Source organism: Curtobacterium sp. PhB115 (genome assembly GCF_003752025.1).
Classification (GTDB): Bacteria; Actinomycetota; Actinomycetes; order Actinomycetales; family Microbacteriaceae; genus Curtobacterium.
In genome coordinates, this window is sequence record NZ_RJKR01000006.1 from 213050 (window position 1) to 234694 (window position 21645).

The window sequence follows — 21645 nt, forward strand, 5'->3', positions numbered from 1 at the left end:
CGTCGGCGACCGCGCTCCACTCCCCCGAGCACCCGCGATGCTGCCCGTGCGCCGTGACGGGAAGGTGACCGGCAGGTGAACGCGACACGAAACCGGACGGTCGTCGAGGCCCGCGGCGTAGACAGGACGCCCAACGGAAAGGACGACGCCATGAGCGACCCCGGTACCAGCCCCTCCGACGACCCCACCGCGAGCCAGCAGCGCGACGACGACATCGACCGCGAGCACGTCGGTCCGTACGAGGTCGACGACGCGGAGGAAGCGCTCGAGACCGTGACGAACGACGCGGTTGCCGGTGAGACGGTCGAACCGCAGATCGGCGACGGCACCGACGACGGACCGACCGGCGGCTCGCCCCGCGAGGGCTCCCCCGACCTCTGGGAGCACGACGGCGACGAGGACCGTCCGGACCTCGGTGGCGACCTCGGCACGAGCCCCCTCTGACACGACTCCCCCTGAGCACGGCCCGGTACCATCGGGCCGTGCTCAGCCGTGTCCGCGCCAGCGTCCGCCGCTCGCCGGCCGCCGCGCGGCTCATCGCGATCGCGGCGCTCCTGCTGGTCGCGGCCTCGGCCCACCTCGCCGTCCGTGCAGACCCCGCCGGCCGGTGGGTCACCCTGCTGGTCGTCGGCGTCGTCGGTGCGGTCGTCGCCGGCTCCCCGAGCCGGCTCTGGCCGCTCCCCGCGATCTGGTTGGTCGCGACGGCGCTCGCCGTCACCACCGCAGGCGGTGCGGACGGCGGCCGAGTTCTCGTCGCTGCGGTCGCCGGAGCGGTCGCGTTCGCGGTCTGCCTCGCCGTCGACCTGGTGACGGTCCTGCGCGGCCGGCGTGGACGGGTGCGGACGTGACCGGGAACCGGCCTGGAGGCACGGTGCACGACCCGCACCGCGCCTCCCGTCCGTCATCCGGTCACGTCCACGACCGTGACCTGCGTCGGTTCCTCGCCGACAGCACACCCGTGGCGGCCGGTGGCCGCGCCATCCTGCTGCAGATCGCGGACCCGGCCGTCGCAGCGGGGGTGCGACGGCACTCGGACTTCGCCAGGAGGCCGCAGCAGCGGCTCGCCCACACCCTGATGTTCGTCTACGCCGTCGTGGTCGGCACGGACTCCGACGCCGTGACCGCCGTGGGGTTCGTGAACCGCGCCCACCGGCCGGTGACCGGTGCGGACGACGTGGACCGGCAGCTCTGGGTGGCGGCCACCCTGGTCGACTCCGCGCTGCGGGCGCACGAGCTGTTCGGCGACCCCGTCTCGCCCGCGCGCGCGCAGCAGGTACTCGACGCGTACGCGCCGATCGCCACCGCCCTGCGGGTCCCCGCGGACCGCTGGCCGACCTCGACCGAGGCGTTCGAGCAGTACTGGCGGGACGGCCTCGACCGGCTCGCGGTCACCGACGACGCCCGCGGGGTCGTCCGCGACCTGCTGCACCCGCGCTTCGCACCGCTCTGGGTCCGGACGGCGATGCCCCTGGTGCGGATCGTCACGGTCGGCATGCTGCCCGCACCGCTCCGGGCGCAGTACGGCTTCGCGTGGGGGCCGCGCGAGGAGCGCCGGTTCCGACGTGCGGTCGGGCTCGTGCGGCGTGTGCGGGCCGTCGTGCCGGGGTGGCTGCTGCGGCTGCCGGGGCCGCTGCTGCTCCGGGCGATGCGGCGGTACGCGGCTCAGCCGGCCAGGACGCGCACCGCGTAGTCGCCGACCATCACGACGTCGCCGGGTCGCGCGACGACCTGCGCGCCGCCGACGCTCGGCTCCTGCGCACCCGACGCCCGCACCACGACGGTGCCGTTCGCCGAGCCGAGGTCCTCGACCACCAGGCCGCCGTCCCCGGTCGGACGCATCGCCGCGTGCTCCCGCGACACCGAGCGACCAGGGTCGTCGAGCAGCACCGCGCGCCGACCGGGAGCGGCCTCGACGCGACGGCCGAGCACCACGGGCTGGTCGAGCGGGACGACGTTCCCAGGGGCGACCTCGAGCACCAGGCGCGGCACCACGCCGATCGTCGGCAGCGGCTGCTCGCTCCGCACCACGGAGTCCGGTTCGCGGTCCGACACCGGCGCCGAGGGCAGCACCCACGCGCGAGAGAGGTGTCCGGCCTGACGGTCGCGCTCGACCTCGGCGCGGGTCACCACCGGGCGCTTCGGAGTGTCGTCGTCCTTCCGGCGTCGAGCCACCGTGTACCCCTCGTTCTGGTGATTGTTCAGAAGTGGTGCGAGATGCAACGCGATCAAGTATGGTCGAACCGCGCCGGGGGCCGCCCGGTACTTCACATACGCATCGGGAGGGCATGCGCCATGGCCAATGTCAACGTCACCTACGACGATCTTCGCAACCAGGCTTCGCAGCTTCGCAACGGCCAGAAGGCCATCGAGGACCAGCTGAGCCAGCTCAAGAGCCAGATCGACAACCTCGTCTCGTCGGGCTACGTCACCGACAAGTCCTCGAAGGCGTTCGACTCGACGTACTCGGAGTTCAACTCCGGCGCGACGCAGACGATCCAGGCCATCGACGGCATGGCCGGGTTCCTCGAGAGCGCGGCGAACACCCTCGAGTCGACGGACGAGCAGCTCGCGTCCAGCATCGGCTGAGACCAGGCACGAACCGTGGTGGCCGGCGTCTTCGGGCGTCGGCCACCGCTCTCGCCGTCGTGAGCGGCGACCACATCACACTGCTAGGAATCCACTGGGGGAACCGTGGGCGGCACCATCAAGCTCGATCTCGACCTGATCGGGGATCTCGCGTCGGACCTGTCGAGGCTGCACAGCGACTTCGACCACGTTGCAGCGTCCGCCGCTGACTACAAGTCCGGCATCGGGTCATCCACCGTCAGCGACGCGATCGACGAGTTCGGGAGCAACTGGGACATCCGCCGGGGGCGCCTCCAGGAGTCGATCAAGGCCGTCGCCGAGATGGCCGAGAGCGCGCACGAGGGCTTCACCCAGACCGAGATGGACCTGGCGAACAAGATCCTCGGGAAGGCCAGCTGATGAGCCGTCCCAGCGACTGGAGCGCGCTCGACCTGCCGACCGACCCGGTTCCGGGCGACACCACCGAGATCAGGCAGTCCGCAGCGAACGCCCGATCCGTCGAACAGGCGATCGACGAGCAGGTCAGCCGGCTCAACCGTCTGAAGGACGGCCACGGCTGGGAAAGCGAGTCCGGCACGACGTTCCGCGACTCGGCCGGCGACCTCGCAGGGGCGATCGCCAAAGCCAAGGGCCGGTACACCGAGCTCGCCGCCGCACTCGACGAATGGGCCGCGGGTCTCGACGGCATCCAGCGACAGGCAGACGCAGCCCTGCTCGCAGCGCAGGACGCGCAGCACGCACACCAGGCCGCGGCGAACCAGACCATCTCGGCCGCGGCCGACACCCCCGAACACCAGGACCAGGTCGACGCGCAGCATCGTGCGCTGGATTCGGCCCAAGGGGACATCGATGCTGCGAAGGCCACGATCCGTCGACTGGCCGGCTCCTTCGGCGAGGGCGGTGAGTACGGGGACCTCGCGGACCGCGTGGCCAACCGGATCCGTCAGGGCGCGGACGACGGCATGAAGGACGGCTGGTTCGACCACGTCAAACAGGCGATCCACAACGCCAAGGGCGTCCTGGAGGTCATCAAGTCCGTTCTGAACACCGTTGCGCTCGTCCTCGTCGTGGCAGCCGTCATCGTCGCTCTGGCCATCCCCGGGGTCAACCTCATCGCGTTCGCGGTGGCGGGCCTGGTGGTGTCCAGCTTGGTCTTCGGCATCACGGCGGCTCAAGCCACCGCCGGAGATGCCAGCGCGTCCGATGTCGCCTGGGTGGCCGTCGGAGTGGCAGCATCCGCTGTCGGCCTCGGGGCAGCGAAGGCTGCATCATCCGCCCTGCCTGCACTGACGCGGTCCACGGCGCAGTCCGGAGCGCGCGCAGCGGCGAACAGCGCACGGGCTTCGGGCATCGCTGAGGGCCCCGTCTACTCTGCGAAGTACGCCGAGATCCAGGCGAGAGCAGCGGAGGTCAGCGGCAAGGCGTGGGTGACCATCGCCGACAACACCGTCATGAACGGAGCCATCGCACCGGTCTTGATCAGGCAGCTCGCCAACGGCGGGCCCATCGCCCAGCAGGCGCTGCCCAAGATCCTCGTGCCCGCAGTCACCGCGTCGGTGCTCGGCGCGAAGGGTCTGTGGGACGGCGTCAACGACTTCGCGGGGGACGTGCACGACCTCTGGACCCACGAGTACTGGAAGAACGCGACGTCGGTGCAGGTCGGTTCGTTGTGACCGGGTACCGCCTGCAGCTCCCAGCAGGGTGGGTCCGGACGCGCCTCACCGGCGATCTCGACCGCGCGGTCGGCGAAGTCGTCGAACGGACCCTTCCGCGAGCGGAGTTCGGCGACTCTGACGGGGCCGCGGCCCGGTGGCGGCTCCGCGACGAGCTCCGGAAGTCGTTGGCGGCCGCTGCGGATGCGGGGGGCGTCGACATGTACTCGTTCGAGGGCGACGTGGAAGGCATCCGCCTCCCGATGAGCTTCTCCGTGTCGGTCGCTCACCTCGGGGCGTCCGTCGGGGCCCTGCCGCTCGAGACGTTCGCCGCGGGCATCAGCACCTCCGGCGACACACAGGTCGTCGACTTCCCTGCCGGCGAGATGATCCGGACGGAACGGCGGTCACTCGAACCAGCCGGGGCCGCCCTGCACCGCGCAGAACCGGTCGGCAACGAAGCCGGCGCTCTGTCGGCTGCGAACCAGGCGGCGGTGCGGGCGCTCTACGGGTTCGCTGCCGATCACGCAGATGTCGAGGTGTCGCAGACGACGGTCGACTACCTCGTTCCCATCCCGGGCGAGGTCGGGACCTTCGTCGTGGTCTCCCTGGTCGCGCCGGGCGCGTTGCACGTCGAAGCGCGAGTCGGCCACTTCGACATGTTGATGGCCGGATTCGGTTGGACCGGATGACCGAACTGCACGTCCCGGTCACGAAGGCGATGTCCCGGCTCGAGGTCCGCTCCACGCGCATCGAGATCGGCGGGGACACGGCACCGCGCGACCGTGAGGACCTGCTGGAGCTCGGTCGATTGCTCGCGGCGCGCGGGGCGGACGCCGCATGGGCGATCCTCGACGGGGCTGATGAATCGATCGCATCCTGGGTCGCCTTGACGTTCGTCCCACTCCGCGGCACGACACCGGGCGCCCTGCGTCGAGGAGCACGCCACGACGATCCGATCGAGGTCGAAGAGGACATGCGGGACACGGCCCTCGGACCGGCCCACCGCCTTCGGCAACGCGTCGCCGTGCCAGCGCCGAGCGTGCAGGACACCGCGGGCACGATCGTGAGCGAGAGTCTCGACTGGTCGTGGGCTCTGCCCGCCGACATGATGTTGTCCGTGAACGCGAACACCACACAGCTCGTCTACGCCGACTGGGTCGCCGACCAGGTCGATCGGGTGGCGCTCGGCATCGACCTTGTCCGCTGAGCTCGTCGAGCTGGTCGTCCGCGCTGCGTCGGTCAGTGATCGAGCGGCTGCGATCGGGCAACGGATCGGACTGGCTGTCATCGATGGGGCCGTGCACACTGTCGGCACGGATGGCCGGAGCAAGGTGGTGTGCACCGACGTTCGTTCTGTTGCGTGGGCGCCCTGGGCAGCGCTCCCCAAGGAGCTCGGTGTCGTGAACTCGTCGGGAGCCGTGGTGCTGACCACACGCGGCGGAGTCCACGTGTTCCCCGTCGATGCGTGGTGGATCGATCCGGCACCGCCCGCGACACCTCGACAGGCAGTCGCCTCCAGCGGTTTCGAGGACTTGGCTGAACGACTCGGCCTGGCTGTCTCCTACGACCCGGACTCCACCGCTGGACTCAGCAAGGCATCGAACGCGACCGCCCACGTGCCGCTCTCGAGCGAAGCGATGGTGCGGTCCCGACGGGTGACCACCGTCATCGCGCTCATCCTCGCCGCCGCCCTCCTGCCGCTACCACTCCTCTTGACGGTCTTCGCCAGAGGATGGTCGGACGGACTGGCGGTCATGGGCTGGGTGTGCGTGGCCGCATCGGCGGCCGCGCTCGTCAACGTCGTCCGCGGCGTCCTCGGCCGGAGGCAACATCCGACGGCTTTCGGGGAGCGAGTCCTGCGGCCCACGGACGGCCCGCGGTGGTTCCAGCGGAACGCCCACATCGACGTCGATCGCGGGGTCATCGCGATCGCCGACGGGCGGTGGAGGACGATCCTCCTCGCAACTCCTCTGGCGACGTCAGCCGTTTCAGCGGTCGTGCGCGCTCGCGTGGTTCGTGGCAGGGACCCACGGATCGTGCTGATCGACGGCGCCGACGTCGTGCGAGCCGAGCTCCCGTTGCGGTTCTGGTCAGAGCAGCACCTCAACGCGCTGCTCGCCGAACTGTCGATCGTCCGCGACGGTGCGACGGAGCGGCGATCCTCCGGTGGGGTGCGGTTCGACACGAACCGCGGTGCCGGCGTACCGGGGGCGTCGCTCGTCACGTGGACATCCCTCGGCGTCGTCCCGCTGCTTCCCCTCGCGCTCGCGACCGTGCTGCAGCTGATGGTGTCCCTGTTCGCCCGGATCGGGGGAGCGCCGACGCAAGCGGTCGCACTCGCACTCGGCTTCGCATCGATCGCAGTGTTGCTCACCGTCGTCGGCGCCGAACTCAGTCGGCGTCTTCCGTGGGCTGGACCACACCCTCGTGGGTTCCGACCGTCACGGGACTTCGCGTCGGTCGTGGGGTGGTTCGTCCTCTTCGCCGCGGTCTGTGCGATCCTCGTTCCGCTCGGGGAGCCGGGTGCCGCCTGGTACGCGGCGGTGCTCGCCATCGCGAGCATCCCGTTCCAGTGGTGCCTGTACCGCCATCGCGCCATCCGGGCGGAGCATGGCGTCCTCAACCTCTTCGCCTGGCTCCGCACGGGATGCCGAGGGACCGAACACTCGACGACGGAGGCCTGATGGGGCTCGAATTCGACTACGTGAACGCCTGGACGAAGTTCATCGACGGTGATCCTGAGACGACCGGCCGCGATGCCGCCGCGAACGCGATCCGGCACGCGCAGTGCCGGGTTCCGAAGCGGGCCGCTGCCTCCGTCGAATCAGTGATGCGCGAACTGGCACAGCTCCGTGATGCGTTCGACGCCCACGACTTCTTCGTCCTCACCACCGACGCGCCGACCGTCGAGGTGATCGCCTACACGATCGTCCAGTACGAGCGCGGTCTCGAAGCGGCTGACCGTGCGGTCGACGAGGCGTTGGCGCCCCTCCCCAACCGGACCGGACAGCCGGATGTCTCGACGGTGACGACGGCGCTCGGGACGGCGACCCGGATCCTCGACCGGACGGAGACTCCGGCATCATCGCGATTCCGGCGTGCGACCCCCTCCACGACGATCCGCTGGGTCCAGCCCGTCGAGCAGCTCACCGAGCCCCTCACTGCGGTCCTGACGACGGTCATCCCGAAGCGCACGGACGAGTCGTTCGCGGCACCTCTGATCGATCAGTTCGCCCTCGGGCTCGTGGTCACCCCCGGTGCAGAGTGACAGCCGTCAGGCACGACCGAGCGGCATCAGGACACCGTTGACGAACCTCGACGTACCCGGTGCAGCGTTCCCGCTCGACGACATCGGCGTGCAGGTCAAGGTGGACGTCGACGGCCGCGCTCTGCGCGCCATGCACGGGCACGTTGCCGATCTCCTCGAGGGCATTCGCCTTGGTTCCCGCTGACCGTCACACGGCGTGACCCGTCCCCGATTCCTCCACCGCGCCTCCAGGCTGTACTTCCTTCCACAGGAACGACCGGACCGCGCCTGCCGGACCGGGGAACCTGCGAGAATCGACGAATGAGCGGCAGCACGACGCTGCGGGGGGCCTCGTCCGACCACCGCGCTGCGACCACCACGTCCACGACGCCCGATCCGGAGCGCCGCGCGTGCGTCTGACCTTCACCGCGACGCACCTGCCCTCGGGGTCCTCCGCCGACTTCGTGGTGGAGTGCGACGAGGACACGATCCTCGGCGAGATCGTCGAGATCGTCGCCCGGCGTCTCGGTCAGGGTTCCGACTCGATCGTCGACGTCGCGGTCGACGCGGTCCCGACGACCCCGCACGCGCGGATCGGCGACGGCGTCCTGCTCGAGGGCGCTCGGCTGACCTTCGGCGCACCCGCACCGGTGCTGCCCCTGCCGGGTGACCTGCCGAGCGTGCGGATCGTCGGTGGTCCGGGTGCCGGCACCGTCGTGGTCCTCGACGCCGGCATCGCGCACGTCGGCTCCGCACCGGACGCGACGGTGCACCTGCCAGACCGGACGGCGCCGGAGTACGCGGCGGTCCTGCGGCTCGACCTCAACCGTCGCTTCACGATCATCCCGACCGAGGGCTCGCGGGTGCTGCTCGACCGCACCGAGATCGACGACGAGACCGCGGTCGAGCCGGGCAGCATCGTCACGATCGGTGACACCCTGCTGTCGGTGGCGGTGCCGGACGCCGACCGCGCGGCGATCACGCTCACCGCCGGTGGCGGCTCGCTGGACTACACGCGCCCGCCACGGCTCCTGCCCGAGGACCACCCGTCGGTCTTCAAGCTGCCGGCGGTGCCGGCGCAGCAGTCGCGGCGGTCGATCCCGATCATCGCGGCGCTCGCGCCGCTCGGCATGGCCGCGGTGATGATCTCGATCTTCCACAACGTCGCCTACCTCGCGTTCGGTCTGATGTCGCCGATCATCATGTTCGGCAACGCCTGGTGGGACCGTCGGAACGGCAAGAAGACCCACAAGCAGCGCGTCGCCGAGTACGAGGAGACCAAGAAGGCGGTCGAGGCGGACGCCCTGGAGGCAGTGGTCCGGTACCAGCGCGAGTTGCGTGCCAGCGCACCAGACCCTGCTGCCGTGCTCGACGTGGCGTTGCGACGTCGCGCCCGACTGTGGGAACGGCGGCGCACCGATCCGGACTACCTGACGCTGCGCGTCGGCACGGCCGACGTGCCGTCCGGCGTGGTGCTCGAGGACCCGGCGGCCCTCGAGCACCGTCGCGCGGTCGACAAGCTGGCCGAGGACGTCCCGGTGGTCGTCGACCTCGGCGAGCAGGGCGTCGTGGGTGTCGCCGGCCGCGACGAGCACACGCGGCACCTGACGTCGTGGTTCGTCGCACAGCTCGCGGTCCTGCAGAGCCCGCGCGACACCCAGTTCGTGGTGCTGACGGACGCGCGGTCGGCGGACGAGTGGTCGTGGCTGCGCTGGATCCCGCAGGCCCGTCCGGGCTTCGGACAGGACGCCGTGATCGCGATCGGCAACGACGCCGAGACCCTCGGGTCGCGCGTCGCCGAAGTGGGGCAGCTCATCGACGCGCGCCAGCGGGCGATGCGCGAGTCGAACGTCCGGGGCCTCCCCGGTCCCGACGTCGTCGTGGTGCTCGACGGCGCTCGACGCCTGCGTGCGCTGCCCGGCCTGATCCGGATCCTGAAAGAGGGGCCGGCGGTCGGCGTGCGGGCGATCTGCATCGAGGAAGAGGCACGGCTGCTCCCCGAGGAGTGCTCGGTCGTGGTCACCGTCGGCCCGGAGCGCATCCGCGTCGCTGCCCAGCGTCAGGCGACGGTCACCGACGTCCGGCCGGACCGGATCCCGGACGGCTGGTTCGAGACGGTCGCCCGTGCGGTGGCCCCGATGGTCGACGCCGACGACGAGAGCGACGCCGGCGGGCTGCCGTCCTCGTCACGCCTGCTCGACGTCATGCTGCTCGAACCGCCGACGGCTCGCGCGATCACCGGCAAGTGGACCGCCCGACCGCGGACGACCGAGGTCGTCGTCGGCGAGAGCCTCGACGGTCCGTTCGCGTTCGACCTGCGGCGGGACGGCCCGCACGGGCTCGTCGCCGGCACCACGGGCTCCGGCAAGTCGGAACTCCTGCAGACCATCGTGGCCTCGCTCGCGGCCACGAACACGCCAGAGGGCATGAACTTCGTCCTCATCGACTACAAGGGCGGCGCTGCCTTCCGGGACTTCGCGCCCCTGCCGCACACCGTCGGCATGGTGACCGACCTCGACACGCACCTGGTCGAGCGCGCGCTGGAGTCCCTCGGCGCCGAGCTGCGCCGCCGTGAGCACCTGTTGGCCGACGCCGCCGCGAAGGACATCGAGGACTACCTCGACCGCCTCGGCCGGGGTGAGCCGCTCCCGCCGATGCCGCGCCTGCTCATCGTGATCGACGAGTTCGCGAGCCTGGTGCGCGAGCTGCCCGACTTCGTCACGGGGCTCGTCAACATCGCACAGCGCGGCCGTTCGCTCGGCATCCACCTGATCCTCGCGACGCAACGACCGACGGGTGTCGTCTCGAACGACATCCGCGCCAACACGAACCTGCGGATCGCGCTGCGTGTGACCGACTCGAGCGAGAGCACCGACGTCATCGACGCCGGTGACGCCGCGCAGATCCAGAAGAGCACGCCCGGCCGTGGCTACATCCGGCTCGGCGCCGGTGCGCTGCTGCCGTTCCAGTCCGGTCGCGTCGGTGGCCGCCGCCCCGGGCAGTCGACCCAGCGGAAGCACGTCTGGGCCGGTGCCGTCTCCTGGTCGGCGCTCGGCACCACCCCGCCGGCGCCGCCGAAGTCGCAGGAACAGCACACCGACGAGCGCACCGACCTGCAGGAACTCGTCGGCGCCGTCACCCAGGCGGCGGCGGACCTCGGTGGCCCGGCGCCGTACCGGCCGTGGCTCGACGCCCTGCCCGAGACCCTGCTCTTCACCGACCTCAACGACCGTGCGTGGGAGCTGGACGACAGCACCGCGACCGATGCCCGCGTCGGTCCGCTGCCGTTCGCGCTGCAGGACTTCCCGGCCGAGCAGGCCCAGCGGGTGCGCAGCTTCGACCTCGACTCCGACGGCCACCTGTACGTCGTCGGCGCCCCGCGGAGCGGCCGCTCGCAGGTCCTCCGCACGATCGCAGCGGCCATCGCCCGGAACACCTCGACGGCCGACGTCCACGTGTACGCGCTCGACTGCGGCAACGGCGCACTCCTGCCGATCCAGGCCCTCCCGCACGCCGGCGCGGTCGTGCAGCGGGTGCAGACCGAGCGGGCGCAGCGCCTCCTCACGAAGCTCACGCAGGAGCTCGCACGGCGGCAGCAGGTCCTGGCGGACGGCGGGTTCGCGAGCATCGTCGAACAGCGGGCGGCGGCGGTCGTCCCGGCGGAGCGACTCCCCCACGTCGTGTTCATGCTCGACCGCTGGGAGGGCTTCGTCGGTTCCCTCGGAGAACTCGACCACGGTGCCCCGACCGACCAGGTGATGACCCTGCTGCGCGAGGGCGCGAGCGTCGGCATCCACCTCGTCGTGACCGGGGACCGCCAGCTGCTCTCCAGCCGCATGGCCACCCTGGTGGAGGACAAGCTCGTCCTCCGGCTCTCCGACCGCGGCGACTACGGGTTGGCGTCGCTCAACCCGCGCAAGCTCCCCGAGCAGGTGCCCGACGGCCGGGCGTTCGCGTCCGAGTCCGCGACGGAGACCCAGATCGCGCTGCTCGCCGCCGCCGGGACGGGCCAGTCGCAGGCCGCGGCGATCACCGCCCTGGCGACCTTCGCCACCGAGCGCGACCGAGCCGTCGAACGTGCCCGCCGTCCGTTCCGGGTGGACCAGCTGTCCGGGCCGGTGCCGTTCGATCGCGCGTGGGAGATGCGCGACGACGACGCCGACCTGTTCGGCCTGGTCGGCATCGGCGGGGACGACCTCACCGCGATCGGACCCGACCTCGCCGCCGCCGGCTCGTTCGTCGTCGGCGGTCCCGCGAAGTCCGGCCGCAGCTCGGTCCTGCTGTCCATGGCACGGTCGGTGTTGCGCGAGGGCGGCGAGATCGTCCTCGTCACCCCGCGGCAGTCCCCGCTCCGCGCACTCGCCGCCGAGCCGGGCGTCCTCGCGGCGCACGAGGGCGTCGACATCGCCGAGGACGACCTCGCACCGCTGTTCGACGGTCAGCCCGGCCGCCGGGTCCTGGTCATCGACGACGCCGAGCTCGTCAAGGACGCCCCGGCGAAGAGCTGGCTGCAGGCCTTCGTGAAGAGCGCGGCGGACAACGGTCAGGCGATCGTCGCAGCGGGCCTGACGGCCGAGTTCGGCGTCGGGTTCACCGGGTGGCAGGTCGACATGAAGCGCCGCCGGTCCGGAGCCCTGCTCAGTCCGCAGGCGATCACCGAGGGCGACCTGCTCGGCATGCGACTCCCGCGCAGCAGCATCGTCGAGCGCGTGCAGGTCGGCTCGGCGATCGTGCACCTGGGCGACGGCGAACTGGTGTCCGTGCAGGTGCCGACGCCCTGAGGTCGGGCAGTCGCCACTGTTTCTTGTCGCATTGACAATTACCGTGGTACGGTCGAGTCATGGCAGTCGAACTCAGCACCTGGGACGCCCAGGGCAACCAGACGACACCGACGTTCTCCACCATGCGGTTCCCCGCCGGTGAAGCCCACGTCAAGGTCGCGAACGACACCGCCGAGCCGGGGGGCACCACCGAGATCGCGACCCTGCGCGGCACGAGCGGCGACGACCTCCTCATGCTCGGCATGTGGGCGGACGCCGTCCGGCAGCGCGGATCGAAGTCCGTCGCGCTCATCCCGTACCTGCCGGGCGCTCGGCAGGACCGCGGCATCCCGTTCGGCGCGAAGGTCTACGCCGACGTGCTCAACGGGTTCCACCTCGACCAGGTGATCGCGTTCGACCCGCACTCGCCGGTCATCGTCGGCCTGGTCGACAACCTGACCGTCGTCACGAGCGAACGGGTCGTCGCCGAGGCGGTCATCCGTGGCCACGACGGCGGCTCGCCGTACGACGGCATCATCGCTCCCGACAAGGGCGCCGTCGCGCGGGCCACCGCCGTCGCCGATGCCTGCGGCCTCCCGCTGTACCGCGCCGAGAAGCACCGCAACCCCGACACCGGCAAGCTCGACGGGTTCACCTGCGAGCCCCTGCCCGAGACCGGCCGGTTCCTGGTCGTCGACGACATCTGCGACGGTGGCGGCACCTTCATGGGCCTCGCCGGCTCGACCGGACTGCCGAAGGAGCGACTCGGTCTCTGGGTCTCGCACGGCGTCTTCTCCGGCCGAGCCCCGCAGCTCGCCGAGCACTTCGGCGAGATCGTCACCACCGACTCGTACCCCGCGCAGAACGCCATCGAGGGCCTGCGCACGATCGCACTCACCCCCTACCTGACGGAGCAGATCCGATGACGCAGACCGCGAGCACCACGACCAGCACGACCAGCACGACCACCGGGACGACCACGGGGATCGAGCCGCGCATCACCACGGCGAGCCCGATCGCACCCCTGCTGGCGGTCGACGGCTACAAGCACTCGCACCGGCAGGTCTACCCCGCCGGCACCACCCGCATCCTGATCAACTGGACGAACCGGTCGAACGCGCACATGCCCGAGTCGACCCACGCCGTGGTCTTCGGCCTGCAGGCGTTCATCCAGCGCTCGCTCGTCGAGGCCTGGGCGCCGTTCTTCGCCGCGGACGAGGACGAAGTCGCCCGCCTGTTCGACGAGGCGCTGCAGGGCTACTTCGGCCCGAACCACATCGGCACCGACCACGTCCGCGCCCTGCACCGACTCGGGTACCTGCCGCTCGAGATCCGCGCGCTGCCCGAGGGCACCCTCGCCCCGATCGGCGTCGCCACCCTGACCGTCGAGAACACCATCGACGAGTTCTTCTGGCTGCCCAACTACATCGAGACCGCCCTGTCGGCCTCGATCTGGCACCCCTCGACCGTCGCGACCAAGGCGCTCGAGTACCGCGACCTGATGGAGGACTGGGCCGCACGCACCGGTGCGGTCCCCGCCAGCATCGACTTCGCCGCCCACGACTTCTCGTTCCGCGGGCAGTCGAGCATCGAGTCGGCCGCAGCCGGTGGCGCCGGACACCTGCTCTCCTTCCTCGGCACCGACTCGATGCCGTCGCTCGACTTCATCGACCGGTACTACCCGGGCGACAACGGCTGGGTGGCCGCGAGCGTCCCCGCCACCGAGCACAGCGTGATGTGCGTCCGCGGGGCCGAGGGCGAGCTCGCCACCTTCGAGCAGATCCTCGACGTGTACCCGACGGGCATCGTCTCGGCGGTCAGCGACGGCTTCGACCTGTTCAAGGTCATCACCGAGACCCTCCCGCAGCTCAAGGGCCGCATCACCGGCCGCGACGGCAAGCTCGTCATCCGTCCCGACTCGGGCGACCCGGTCGACATCGTCACCGGCACCGTCCACGGCGTCGACGAGGCCGAGCTGTCCGCCGCCGACCGCAGCGACGAGCAGAAGGGTGTCGTCGAGCTCCTCGACGAGATCTTCGGCCACACCGTGAACGAGCAGGGCTTCAAGGTCCTCGACCAGCACATCGGCGTCATCTACGGCGACAGCATCACGCTCGACCGTGCCCGTCGGATCTACGAGCGCCTCGCCGCCAAGGGCTACGCGAGCGACAACATCGTGCTCGGCATCGGCTCGTACACGTACCAGTACATGACGCGCGACAACCTCGGCAGTGCCGTCAAGGCCACCTGGGCGCTCGTGGACGGTGAGCCGGTCGACATCCAGAAGGACCCGAAGACCGGCAGCGGCAAGAAGAGCGCGAAGGGTCGGATCGCCCTGCACCGCGACGAGACCGGCGAGATCCGGCAGACCGACCAGGCCACGGCAGAGGACGAGGCGACCAGCCTGCTCCAGCCGGTGTGGATCGACGGGCGCTTCACGCGCCTCCAGTCCTTCGCCGACGTCCGGCAGACGCTCCGTGACGAACGCGCAGCACGCGCAGACCGACGGGCGGCACGGGTGTGACCGACGCCGGTCCGGCGACCCGCGACCAACCGCTCATCGCGATCGACGTCGTCCCGATGTCGTTCGCGGGGGCGGACGGTCTGCGGGTCGCCACCGCGCGTCGGGCGTACGCCCCCTTCGCCGGCCTGGAGGCGCTCCCCGGCGTGCTCCTGCAGGGTTCCGAGATCCTGCAGGACGGTGCGCGACGCGCACTGCGGACCAAGGCCGGGATCGAGGCAGCTGCGGTCCGCCACCTCGCACAGGTCGGCGCGTTCGACGGCCCCGACCGCGACCCGCGCAGCACGGCGATCAGCATCGCGTTCCTCGCGGTCGTCGACCCCGCGGCGAACGCCGACGCGACGTGGCACGACACGACGGCGTCCCTGCCGCTCGGCCTGCCGTTCGACCACGACCGGATCGTCGACGCCGCGCTCGAGCACGCCCGGCTGCGCCTCTGGTCGGACCTGCCGCTGACCCGCGCGCTGCTCGGCGACCCGTTCACCACCGCCGACGCCGCACGCCTGCGCACGGCACTGACCGGGACGCCTCCGGACCCCGGCAACCTCAACCGGATGCTCCGCACCAACCCGGCGCTCACCCGCGTCGAGGCGCCCGCCGCCGCCGGGCCCCGAGGCGGACGTCCCCCGGCAGCCTGGACGTGGCAGGGCTGACCACGGTTGGGTGGGGGCATGTCCTCCTCCCTGTCCGGTGACGACTCCCTGCACCTGCCCGAGTTCGACGCACCCCCGGAGTCGCCGCTCGACCTCGCTCAGCAGTGGCTCGACGCCGCGGACGAGCGGGAGGTCTCCGAGCCCAGGTCGATGACGCTCGCCACCGCCGGGTCGGACGGCCGGGTCAGCGCCCGAACGGTGGACGTCAAGCGGCTCGACGACCGAGGGCTGGTCTTCGGGACCTCCACCCTCAGCCCGAAGGGGCGCCAGCTCGCCGAGAACCCGCACGCGGCGCTGCAGGTGTACTGGCGCGAGACCATGCAGCAGCTCCGCTTCGAGGGCCGCGCGGTGCAGCTCTCCGACGACGAGTCCGATGCCCTGTTCGCCGACCGCTCGCCGAAGTCCCGCGCAGCGACCGCGATCGCCGACCAGTCCGCCGTGCTCGAGCCCCGGACCCTGCAGGACCTGATCGACGACGCGAACGTGCTGCTCGACGAGTCCGACGACGCCGTACCGCGGCCCGCCGGCTGGGTGGCGTGGCGGCTCGAGCCCGACGTCGTGGAGTTCTGGCACGGCAGTCGCGACCGGATGCACCGACGCCTGCAGTACGTGCTCGCCGACGGCGCCTGGTCGGCCACGCGCCTGCAGCCGTAGCGGTCCCCGGCCGGGCCGGGGCCTGGTGGGTGTGGCTAGAGCTTCTCGATCGGGGCGATCTTGATGAGCAGCTTCTTGCGACCAGCGGAGTCGAACGCGATCTCCGCGATGCGCTTCGCGCCCTGACCGGTCACCGCCGACACCGTGCCCTCGCCGAAGTCGACGTGCTTGATCCGGTCACCGGCGACGAGTTCCATGTCCCCGTTGTCGCGGACCTGGCCGGACACCCGGTTGGCCCACTCGGTCTTCGGGCGGGTCTTCGACGCAGCAGCCGCGCGGTCGTACGAGCCGCCGCCCCAACCACCCCCACCGCGGTAGCCCCCACCGCCACCGCCGCCGATGCCGCCCTCGCGCTTGGCGTTCAGCGCCCGGGGCTGCGTGCCACCACGGCTGTTCGCCATGCCAGGCGACTGCTTCCACTCGATGAGCCCCTCGGGGATCTCCTGCAGGAAGCGCGACGGCATCGCCACGTTGACGTCGCCGAACTGCGCGCGGGTCATGGCGAGCGAGAGGAACAGGACCTTCTTCGCGCGGGTGATGCCGACGTAGAACAGTCGGCGTTCCTCCGACGGGCCGCCCGGCTCGTTCGCGGACATCCGGTGCGGCAGCAGGTCTTCCTCGACGCCCGTGAGGAACACGGCTTCGTACTCGAGGCCCTTCGCCGTGTGCAGCGTCATGAGCGACACCGTCCCGGACGAGTCGTCGAGCTCGTCCGCCGCGGCGACCAGCGAGACCTCGGTCAGGAAGTCCGTCAGGGTGCCCTCGGGGTTGTTCTTCTGGAACTCGCGCGTGACGGCGACGAGCTCGTCGATGTTGTCGGCGCGGGCGGCGTCCTGCGCGTCCGGCGACTTCCGGAGGTTCTCGAGCAGCCCCGAGCCGTCGAGCAGCTGCGTCAGGGTGTCGACGACCGGCTGCGTCTGCGCCTTCTCGGACACGGAGTCGAGCAGCGCCGCGAACGCCGTGATCGCGTTGCGTACCTTCGGGCCGAAGCCGAGCTCGTCGGCGTGCCGCAGGGCGTCGCGCATCGTCGTCTCGTGCTCGTCGGCGTAGCGCTGCAGCGTCGTCTCGGTCACGGAGCCGATACCGCGCTTCGGCACGTTGAGCACCCGGCGCAGGGCCATCGGGTCGGCCGGGTTCGCGACGGTGATCAGGTACGCCATCGCGTCCTTGATCTCGGCGCGCTCGTAGAACTTCGTGCCGCCGAGCACCCGGTACGGGATCGCGGCGCGGATGAAGATCTCCTCCAGCGCACGGGTCTGCGAGTTCGTCCGGTAGAACACCGCCATGTCGCGGTAGTCCATGCCGTCCTCACGCAGGCGCTGGATCTCGTCCGCGACGAACTGGGCTTCGTCGTGGCCGGTGTACCCGGTGAAGCCGACGATCTTCTCGCCGGCACCGACGTCGGTGAACAGGTTCTTCGCCTGGCGGTCGAAGTTGTTCGCGATGACCGCGTTCGCAGCGTCGAGGATCGTCTGCGTCGAGCGGTAGTTCTGCTCGAGCAGGATGACCTTGGAGTTCGGGAAGTCGCGCTCGAACTCGACGATGTTGCGGATGTCGGCCCCGCGGAACGCGTAGATCGACTGGTCGGAGTCTCCGACGACGGTCAGGGACGCCCCGGCGATCGACCCGTCGCGCTCCCGCATGCGGGCGACGTGCTGCCCGGAGTCCTCGAGCTTGTCGACCTGCTCGACCGGCACCGGGCGGGTCAGTTCGCGGATCAGGGAGTACTGCGCGTGGTTCGTGTCCTGGTACTCGTCGACCAGGATGAAGCGGAATCGCCGCTGGTAGAGCGCCGCGACCTCGGGGAACGCCCGGAACAGGAAGACCGTCTGACCGATGAGGTCGTCGAAGTCGAAGGCGTTCGCCCGGCGCAGGTCGTTCGTGTAGCGCCGGAAGACCTCGGTGAACATGACTTCCTGCGGGTCGTTCACGTTGATGTTGCGGGCGTACGAGTCGATGTCCTGCAGCTCGTTCTTGAGCTTGGAGATCTTCGACGCCGCGGCACCGACGGTCAGCCCGAGCGTGTCCGCCTCGAGGTCCTTGATGATCCGCTTGAGCAGTGCCTTCGAATCGGCGGAGTCGTAGATCGTGAACGACTGCGCGAACCCGAACCGCTCGGCTTCCCGCCGGAGGATCCGCACGCACGCCGAGTGGAAGGTCGAGATCCACATGCCGTCGGACTCGCCGCCGACCAGGGCCCGGACGCGCTCGCGCATCTCGGCTGCGGCCTTGTTCGTGAACGTGATCGCCAGGATCTGCGACGGCCAGGCCTCACGGTTGGCGAGCAGCAGGGCGATGCGCCGCGTGAGCACACTCGTCTTGCCGGAACCGGCTCCGGCCACGATCAGCAGGGACTCGCCGCGGTACTCGACGGCTTCCTTCTGCTGGGGGTTCAGACCCGCGGTGAACGGGTCTTCGTACGCGCGGGCACCGGCGCCCGGCTCGGGCGTCGAATCGAAGGGGTCGAGCACGATCGTCATGTCCGGGACAGTCTAGGCGGGACCCCCGACAGCCGACCTGGCGAGCACGGCCAGGTCGGTGTGGTCCGCGAACACCCCGTCGACACCGGTCCTGATGATCGACGTGAACCAGCGCTCCCAGTCGCCGAACGCCGCGACCTCACCGCCGCGTCGGAGCGGCGCCGGCAGGAACCGGTTCTCCGGTCGGAGGGTCCAGGTGTACGCCGCCAGACCGACCTCGTGCGCGCGGTCGACGATCGGGCTCCGGACCGGCGTCGGGTCCTCGAGCGCGACGCTGTCCACGCCGGCCATGAGCGTCCCGAGGTCGACGCTGATGCCGTGGAACTCCGTCGCGAACGACGCGAGCGCGTCCTCGGAGCGCTCCGCGGCGTAGGTGGGGGCGAGCGACCCGTGGGACGCGACCTCGTCGGCGGCGCTGCCACGGGCCTCCTGGAGGTACACCAGCCGACCACCCGTGCGACGCTCGCGCAGGAGGCGGAGCACGGTCTTCTCGAAGCACTCGATGGTGAGCCGGTCGTCGCCGCGCCAGCCGGCGTCACCGAGCGTGCGGTCGACGAGTTCGTCCATCGCGAAGCCGGCGCGTCCGAAGAACGCCGCGTGCTTGACCTCGGCGACCAGGCCGACCGGCCGAGGAGCCGCATCGAGGATCGCGAGCAGGTCCTCGAGACGGAGGATCGGTTCCTCGCCGTCGTGCTCCGCCGATCCCGGGCGCAGGGCGGGCAGGCGTTCGCGGGTCCGGAGCGTCCGCAGCTCGTCCCAGGTGAAGTCCTCGGTGAACCACCCCGTGATCGTCTGCCCGTCGATCGTCTTCGTCGTCCGCAGGTGCCGGAACTCGGGGTGATCGGCGACGTCGGTCGTGCCGGAGACCTCGTTCTCGTGCCGGAGCACCAGCACGCCGTCCTTCGTGGGCACCAGGTCCGGCTCGATCGCGTCGGCCCCGAGCTCGATCGCGAGCTCGTACGCGCTCCGCGAGTGCTCGGGACGGTAGCCGGACGCACCACGGTGGGCGATCACGAGGGTCATGGCGCGACCCTACTGGCCGGTGGTGACCGTGGGCCGTCCTGTGTCGCGGGACACATGCGCGCCCCCGGGGACGATCGTTCCCAGCATCGGCGCTGACCATCGCCGCATGACCGTCCGTTCGCTCTCCACCGCCGTCGAGGCCCGGATCGACCGAGCCGCCCGCCGTGTGCTCGACGCCGGCCACCAACCGCACCGGCCCGTCCGGGTCTTCGTCACGGAGTTCCTGGTCTTCGGCGCGAAGCAGGCCTGGGCGTGCACGTTCGGCGCGCTGCTGCTCGGTGCCATGGCCGTCGTGCACCTCACCGTCCCGGAGGGGTCCCGGAACGACGTCCTGACGATCGTCGCCGTGCTGCTGCAGGTGGGGATGCTCGTGTTCGGCCTCGAGACGGTCCGGGAGCTCCGCGTCGTGCTCCTCTTCCACGTCGTCGGCACCGTGATGGAGGTCTTCAAGACGCACATGGGGTCGTGGACCTACGACGACGGTGGTGTGCTCGCCGTCGCCGGGGTCCCGCTGTTCTCCGGGTTCATGTACGGCGCAGTCGGGTCCTACATGGTCCGGGTGTACCGCCTGTTCGACCTGCGGTTCGACCGGTACCCGCGGCAGCGGCGGCTCGCGCTCGTGTCGGCCGGCGTGTACCTGAACTTCTTCGGGCACCACTTCACCTGGGACGCACGATGGGTCCTGCTGGCCCTCGTGGTGATCCTGTTCGCCAGGACCACCATGCACGTCCGCATCCACCGGGCCACCGTGCGGATGCCGGTGCTGCTCGCCATGGGGCTCGTCGCGGTGTTCATCTGGCTGGCGGAGAACGTCGCGACCTGGGCCGGCGCGTGGAGCTACCCGGCGCAGCTCGCGGTCTGGCAGCCGGTCGCCCCGACGAAGATCGTCGCGTGGTTCCTGCTCATGACGATCTCGGTCGCCCTCGTGACCTGGGTCTACCCGGCGGTCCCGGCAGACTTCCGACGAGTTCGAGGCGTACGCGCAGCCCTCGCCCATACGCTTCCCTCGTCAGGGCCCTCCGGGTCCGCGTCCGCTCGCCGCGAATCCTCAGCCTTTCGCCACGACGCGCACCTAGGCTGAGAGGACTCGAATCTCCAAGGAAGAGGACACCATGGCCTTCAAGCCCGGTTTCGACCAGTCCCCCGCCTTCAACGACCAGGGCCGAAACGCCTGGGGCGCCGGCGCTGGTCAGCAGCAGGCCGGCTGGGGACAGACCCCGAAGCAGGCGCAGGGCGGGATGACCCCCGAGCAGCTGCAGTACATGTACGACCGTCCGGCGGCCTCCACCGTCGACACGGACCGCATGTCGTACGAGGACACCATCGTCAAGACGCTCCTCGCCTTCGGCGTGCTGATCGTCGGTGCGGTGGCCGGCTGGAACCTGCCCCCGATCGTCTGGATCGTCGGCGCGGTCGTCGGGTTCGTCCTGGCCCTCGTCAACACCTTCAAGAAGAAGCCGTCGCCGGGTCTGATCCTGACGTACTCCTTCGCACAGGGCCTGTTCGTCGGTGGCATCTCCGGTGTCTACAACTCGATGTGGGGCGGCATCGTCACGCAGGCGGTGTTCGGCACCCTCGCGGTGTTCGGCATCACCCTGGCGCTGTTCAGCTCGGGCAAGATCCGTGCGACCCCGAAGGCGACGCGGTTCTTCATCATCGCGATGGTCGGGTACATGGCGTTCTCGATCGTGAACCTGATCCTGATGTGGACCGGCGTCACGGACACGGCCTTCGGCGCCCTGGGCATCACGGTCTTCGGCATCCCGCTCGGCGTCCTCATCGGCATCTTCGTGGTCATCATGGCCGCGTACTCGCTGGTCCTCGACTTCGACCAGATCAAGACCGGCGTCCAGCGTGGCGCCCCCCGGATCTACTCGTGGACCGCAGCGTTCGGCCTCATCGTGACGCTCGTGTGGCTCTACCTCGAGATCCTGCGCATCCTCGCCATCATCGCGAGCAGCCAGCGCAACTAGTTCCCCCGAACACCCGAAGGGCCCCGGCACCGCCGGGGCCCTTCGTCGTTCCCGGGCCGGTGGGCGGTTCCCGGGCCGGTGGGTGGCGACAGC

Annotated in this window: 21 protein-coding genes; 18 read left to right on the forward strand and 3 right to left on the reverse strand. The window is 70.6% G+C overall.

Translation table 11 applies throughout. From position 1 onward, the window contains the following. Nucleotides 1-150 precede the first annotated feature (150 nt). From EDF19_RS06490 to EDF19_RS06495, 3 genes are read left to right on the forward strand one after another with little or no spacing between them, the layout of a single operon-like run. Nucleotides 151-444 carry a hypothetical protein gene (locus tag EDF19_RS06490; protein WP_123680126.1) on the forward strand — a complete coding sequence of 98 codons (294 nt, stop codon included), beginning with the start codon at nucleotides 151-153 and terminating at the stop codon, nucleotides 442-444. Between the two features lie 38 nt (nucleotides 445-482). Continuing rightward, a complete protein-coding gene (locus EDF19_RS19080) occupies nucleotides 483-848 on the forward strand; it encodes a hypothetical protein (RefSeq protein ID WP_185022716.1) in 366 nt (121 codons plus the stop codon). Beyond that, complete coding sequence (locus EDF19_RS06495; RefSeq protein ID WP_185022717.1) at nucleotides 845-1690, forward strand: oxygenase MpaB family protein; 846 nt, start codon at nucleotides 845-847, stop codon at nucleotides 1688-1690. The genes EDF19_RS19080 and EDF19_RS06495 overlap by 4 nt, the downstream gene beginning before the upstream one ends. On the opposite strand, the gene EDF19_RS06500 is transcribed toward EDF19_RS06495, so the two are convergent. Next, nucleotides 1663-2172, reverse strand: a complete 510-nt coding sequence (locus EDF19_RS06500) for an FHA domain-containing protein (protein ID WP_185022718.1) — start codon at nucleotides 2170-2172, stop codon at nucleotides 1663-1665. The two genes, EDF19_RS06495 and EDF19_RS06500, sit on opposite strands and share 28 nt — an antisense overlap. A 120-nt stretch (nucleotides 2173-2292) precedes the next feature. On the opposite strand from EDF19_RS06500, the gene EDF19_RS06505 reads away from it, so the two are divergent. From EDF19_RS06505 to EDF19_RS06560, 13 genes are all read left to right on the forward strand, one after another. Further along, nucleotides 2293-2586, forward strand: a complete 294-nt coding sequence (locus tag EDF19_RS06505; protein WP_111089241.1) for a WXG100 family type VII secretion target — start codon at nucleotides 2293-2295, stop codon at nucleotides 2584-2586. A 105-nt stretch (nucleotides 2587-2691) separates the two neighbouring features. Continuing rightward, a complete protein-coding gene (locus tag EDF19_RS06510) occupies nucleotides 2692-2985 on the forward strand; it encodes a hypothetical protein (RefSeq protein ID WP_123680129.1) in 294 nt (97 codons plus the stop codon). After that, a complete protein-coding gene (locus EDF19_RS06515) occupies nucleotides 2985-4259 on the forward strand; it encodes a putative T7SS-secreted protein (RefSeq protein WP_123680130.1) in 1275 nt (424 codons plus the stop codon). The genes EDF19_RS06510 and EDF19_RS06515 overlap by 1 nt, the downstream gene beginning before the upstream one ends. Next, complete coding sequence (locus EDF19_RS06520) at nucleotides 4256-4930, forward strand: hypothetical protein (RefSeq protein WP_123680131.1); 675 nt, start codon at nucleotides 4256-4258, stop codon at nucleotides 4928-4930. Before EDF19_RS06515 ends, EDF19_RS06520 begins: the two co-directional genes overlap by 4 nt. Beyond that, a complete protein-coding gene (locus EDF19_RS06525; RefSeq protein WP_123680132.1) occupies nucleotides 4927-5448 on the forward strand; it encodes a hypothetical protein in 522 nt (173 codons plus the stop codon). Before EDF19_RS06520 ends, EDF19_RS06525 begins: the two co-directional genes overlap by 4 nt. 325 nt (nucleotides 5449-5773) lie before the next feature. Further along, nucleotides 5774-6925, forward strand: coding sequence for a hypothetical protein (locus EDF19_RS06530; RefSeq protein ID WP_148071048.1), 1152 nt, complete (start codon nucleotides 5774-5776; stop codon nucleotides 6923-6925). Then, a complete protein-coding gene (locus EDF19_RS06535; RefSeq protein ID WP_123680134.1) occupies nucleotides 6925-7509 on the forward strand; it encodes a hypothetical protein in 585 nt (194 codons plus the stop codon). The genes EDF19_RS06530 and EDF19_RS06535 overlap by 1 nt, the downstream gene beginning before the upstream one ends. Nucleotides 7510-7546: 37 nt before the next feature. Then, entirely contained in the window at nucleotides 7547-7693 is a 147-nt protein-coding gene (locus EDF19_RS19085) for a hypothetical protein (protein ID WP_185022719.1), read from the forward strand. A gap of 205 nt (nucleotides 7694-7898) precedes the next feature. After that, complete coding sequence (locus EDF19_RS06540) at nucleotides 7899-12269, forward strand: FtsK/SpoIIIE domain-containing protein (RefSeq protein ID WP_123680135.1); 4371 nt, start codon at nucleotides 7899-7901, stop codon at nucleotides 12267-12269. A gap of 59 nt (nucleotides 12270-12328) precedes the next feature. Next, complete coding sequence (locus tag EDF19_RS06545; RefSeq protein WP_123680136.1) at nucleotides 12329-13174, forward strand: phosphoribosyltransferase family protein; 846 nt, start codon at nucleotides 12329-12331, stop codon at nucleotides 13172-13174. Continuing rightward, on the forward strand, nucleotides 13171-14772 hold the full coding sequence (locus tag EDF19_RS06550) for a nicotinate phosphoribosyltransferase (protein ID WP_123680137.1): 1602 nt from the start codon (nucleotides 13171-13173) through the stop codon (nucleotides 14770-14772). The genes EDF19_RS06545 and EDF19_RS06550 overlap by 4 nt, the downstream gene beginning before the upstream one ends. Beyond that, nucleotides 14769-15422, forward strand: a complete 654-nt coding sequence (locus tag EDF19_RS06555; RefSeq protein WP_123680138.1) for an NUDIX domain-containing protein — start codon at nucleotides 14769-14771, stop codon at nucleotides 15420-15422. Before EDF19_RS06550 ends, EDF19_RS06555 begins: the two co-directional genes overlap by 4 nt. Nucleotides 15423-15440: 18 nt before the next feature. Then, the gene (locus EDF19_RS06560) at nucleotides 15441-16076 is read left to right on the forward strand and encodes a pyridoxal 5'-phosphate synthase (RefSeq protein WP_123680139.1); all 636 of its coding nucleotides are present in this window, start codon (nucleotides 15441-15443) and stop codon (nucleotides 16074-16076) included. Between the two features lie 35 nt (nucleotides 16077-16111). On the opposite strand, the gene EDF19_RS06565 is transcribed toward EDF19_RS06560, so the two are convergent. Both EDF19_RS06565 and EDF19_RS06570 read right to left on the reverse strand, forming a co-directional pair. Further along, a complete protein-coding gene (locus tag EDF19_RS06565; RefSeq protein WP_123680140.1) occupies nucleotides 16112-18556 on the reverse strand; it encodes an ATP-dependent helicase in 2445 nt (814 codons plus the stop codon). A gap of 12 nt (nucleotides 18557-18568) precedes the next feature. Next, the gene (locus EDF19_RS06570; RefSeq protein ID WP_123680141.1) at nucleotides 18569-19579 is read right to left on the reverse strand and encodes a glycerophosphodiester phosphodiesterase family protein; all 1011 of its coding nucleotides are present in this window, start codon (nucleotides 19577-19579) and stop codon (nucleotides 18569-18571) included. 106 nt (nucleotides 19580-19685) lie between these two features. Between EDF19_RS06570 and EDF19_RS06575 the strand changes: the two genes are divergently transcribed. Continuing rightward, a complete protein-coding gene (locus tag EDF19_RS06575) occupies nucleotides 19686-20660 on the forward strand; it encodes a DUF817 domain-containing protein (protein ID WP_123680142.1) in 975 nt (324 codons plus the stop codon). Nucleotides 20661-20691: 31 nt separating this feature from the next. Further along, the gene (locus EDF19_RS06580) at nucleotides 20692-21552 is read left to right on the forward strand and encodes a Bax inhibitor-1/YccA family protein (RefSeq protein WP_123680143.1); all 861 of its coding nucleotides are present in this window, start codon (nucleotides 20692-20694) and stop codon (nucleotides 21550-21552) included. Nucleotides 21553-21645 lie beyond the last annotated feature (93 nt).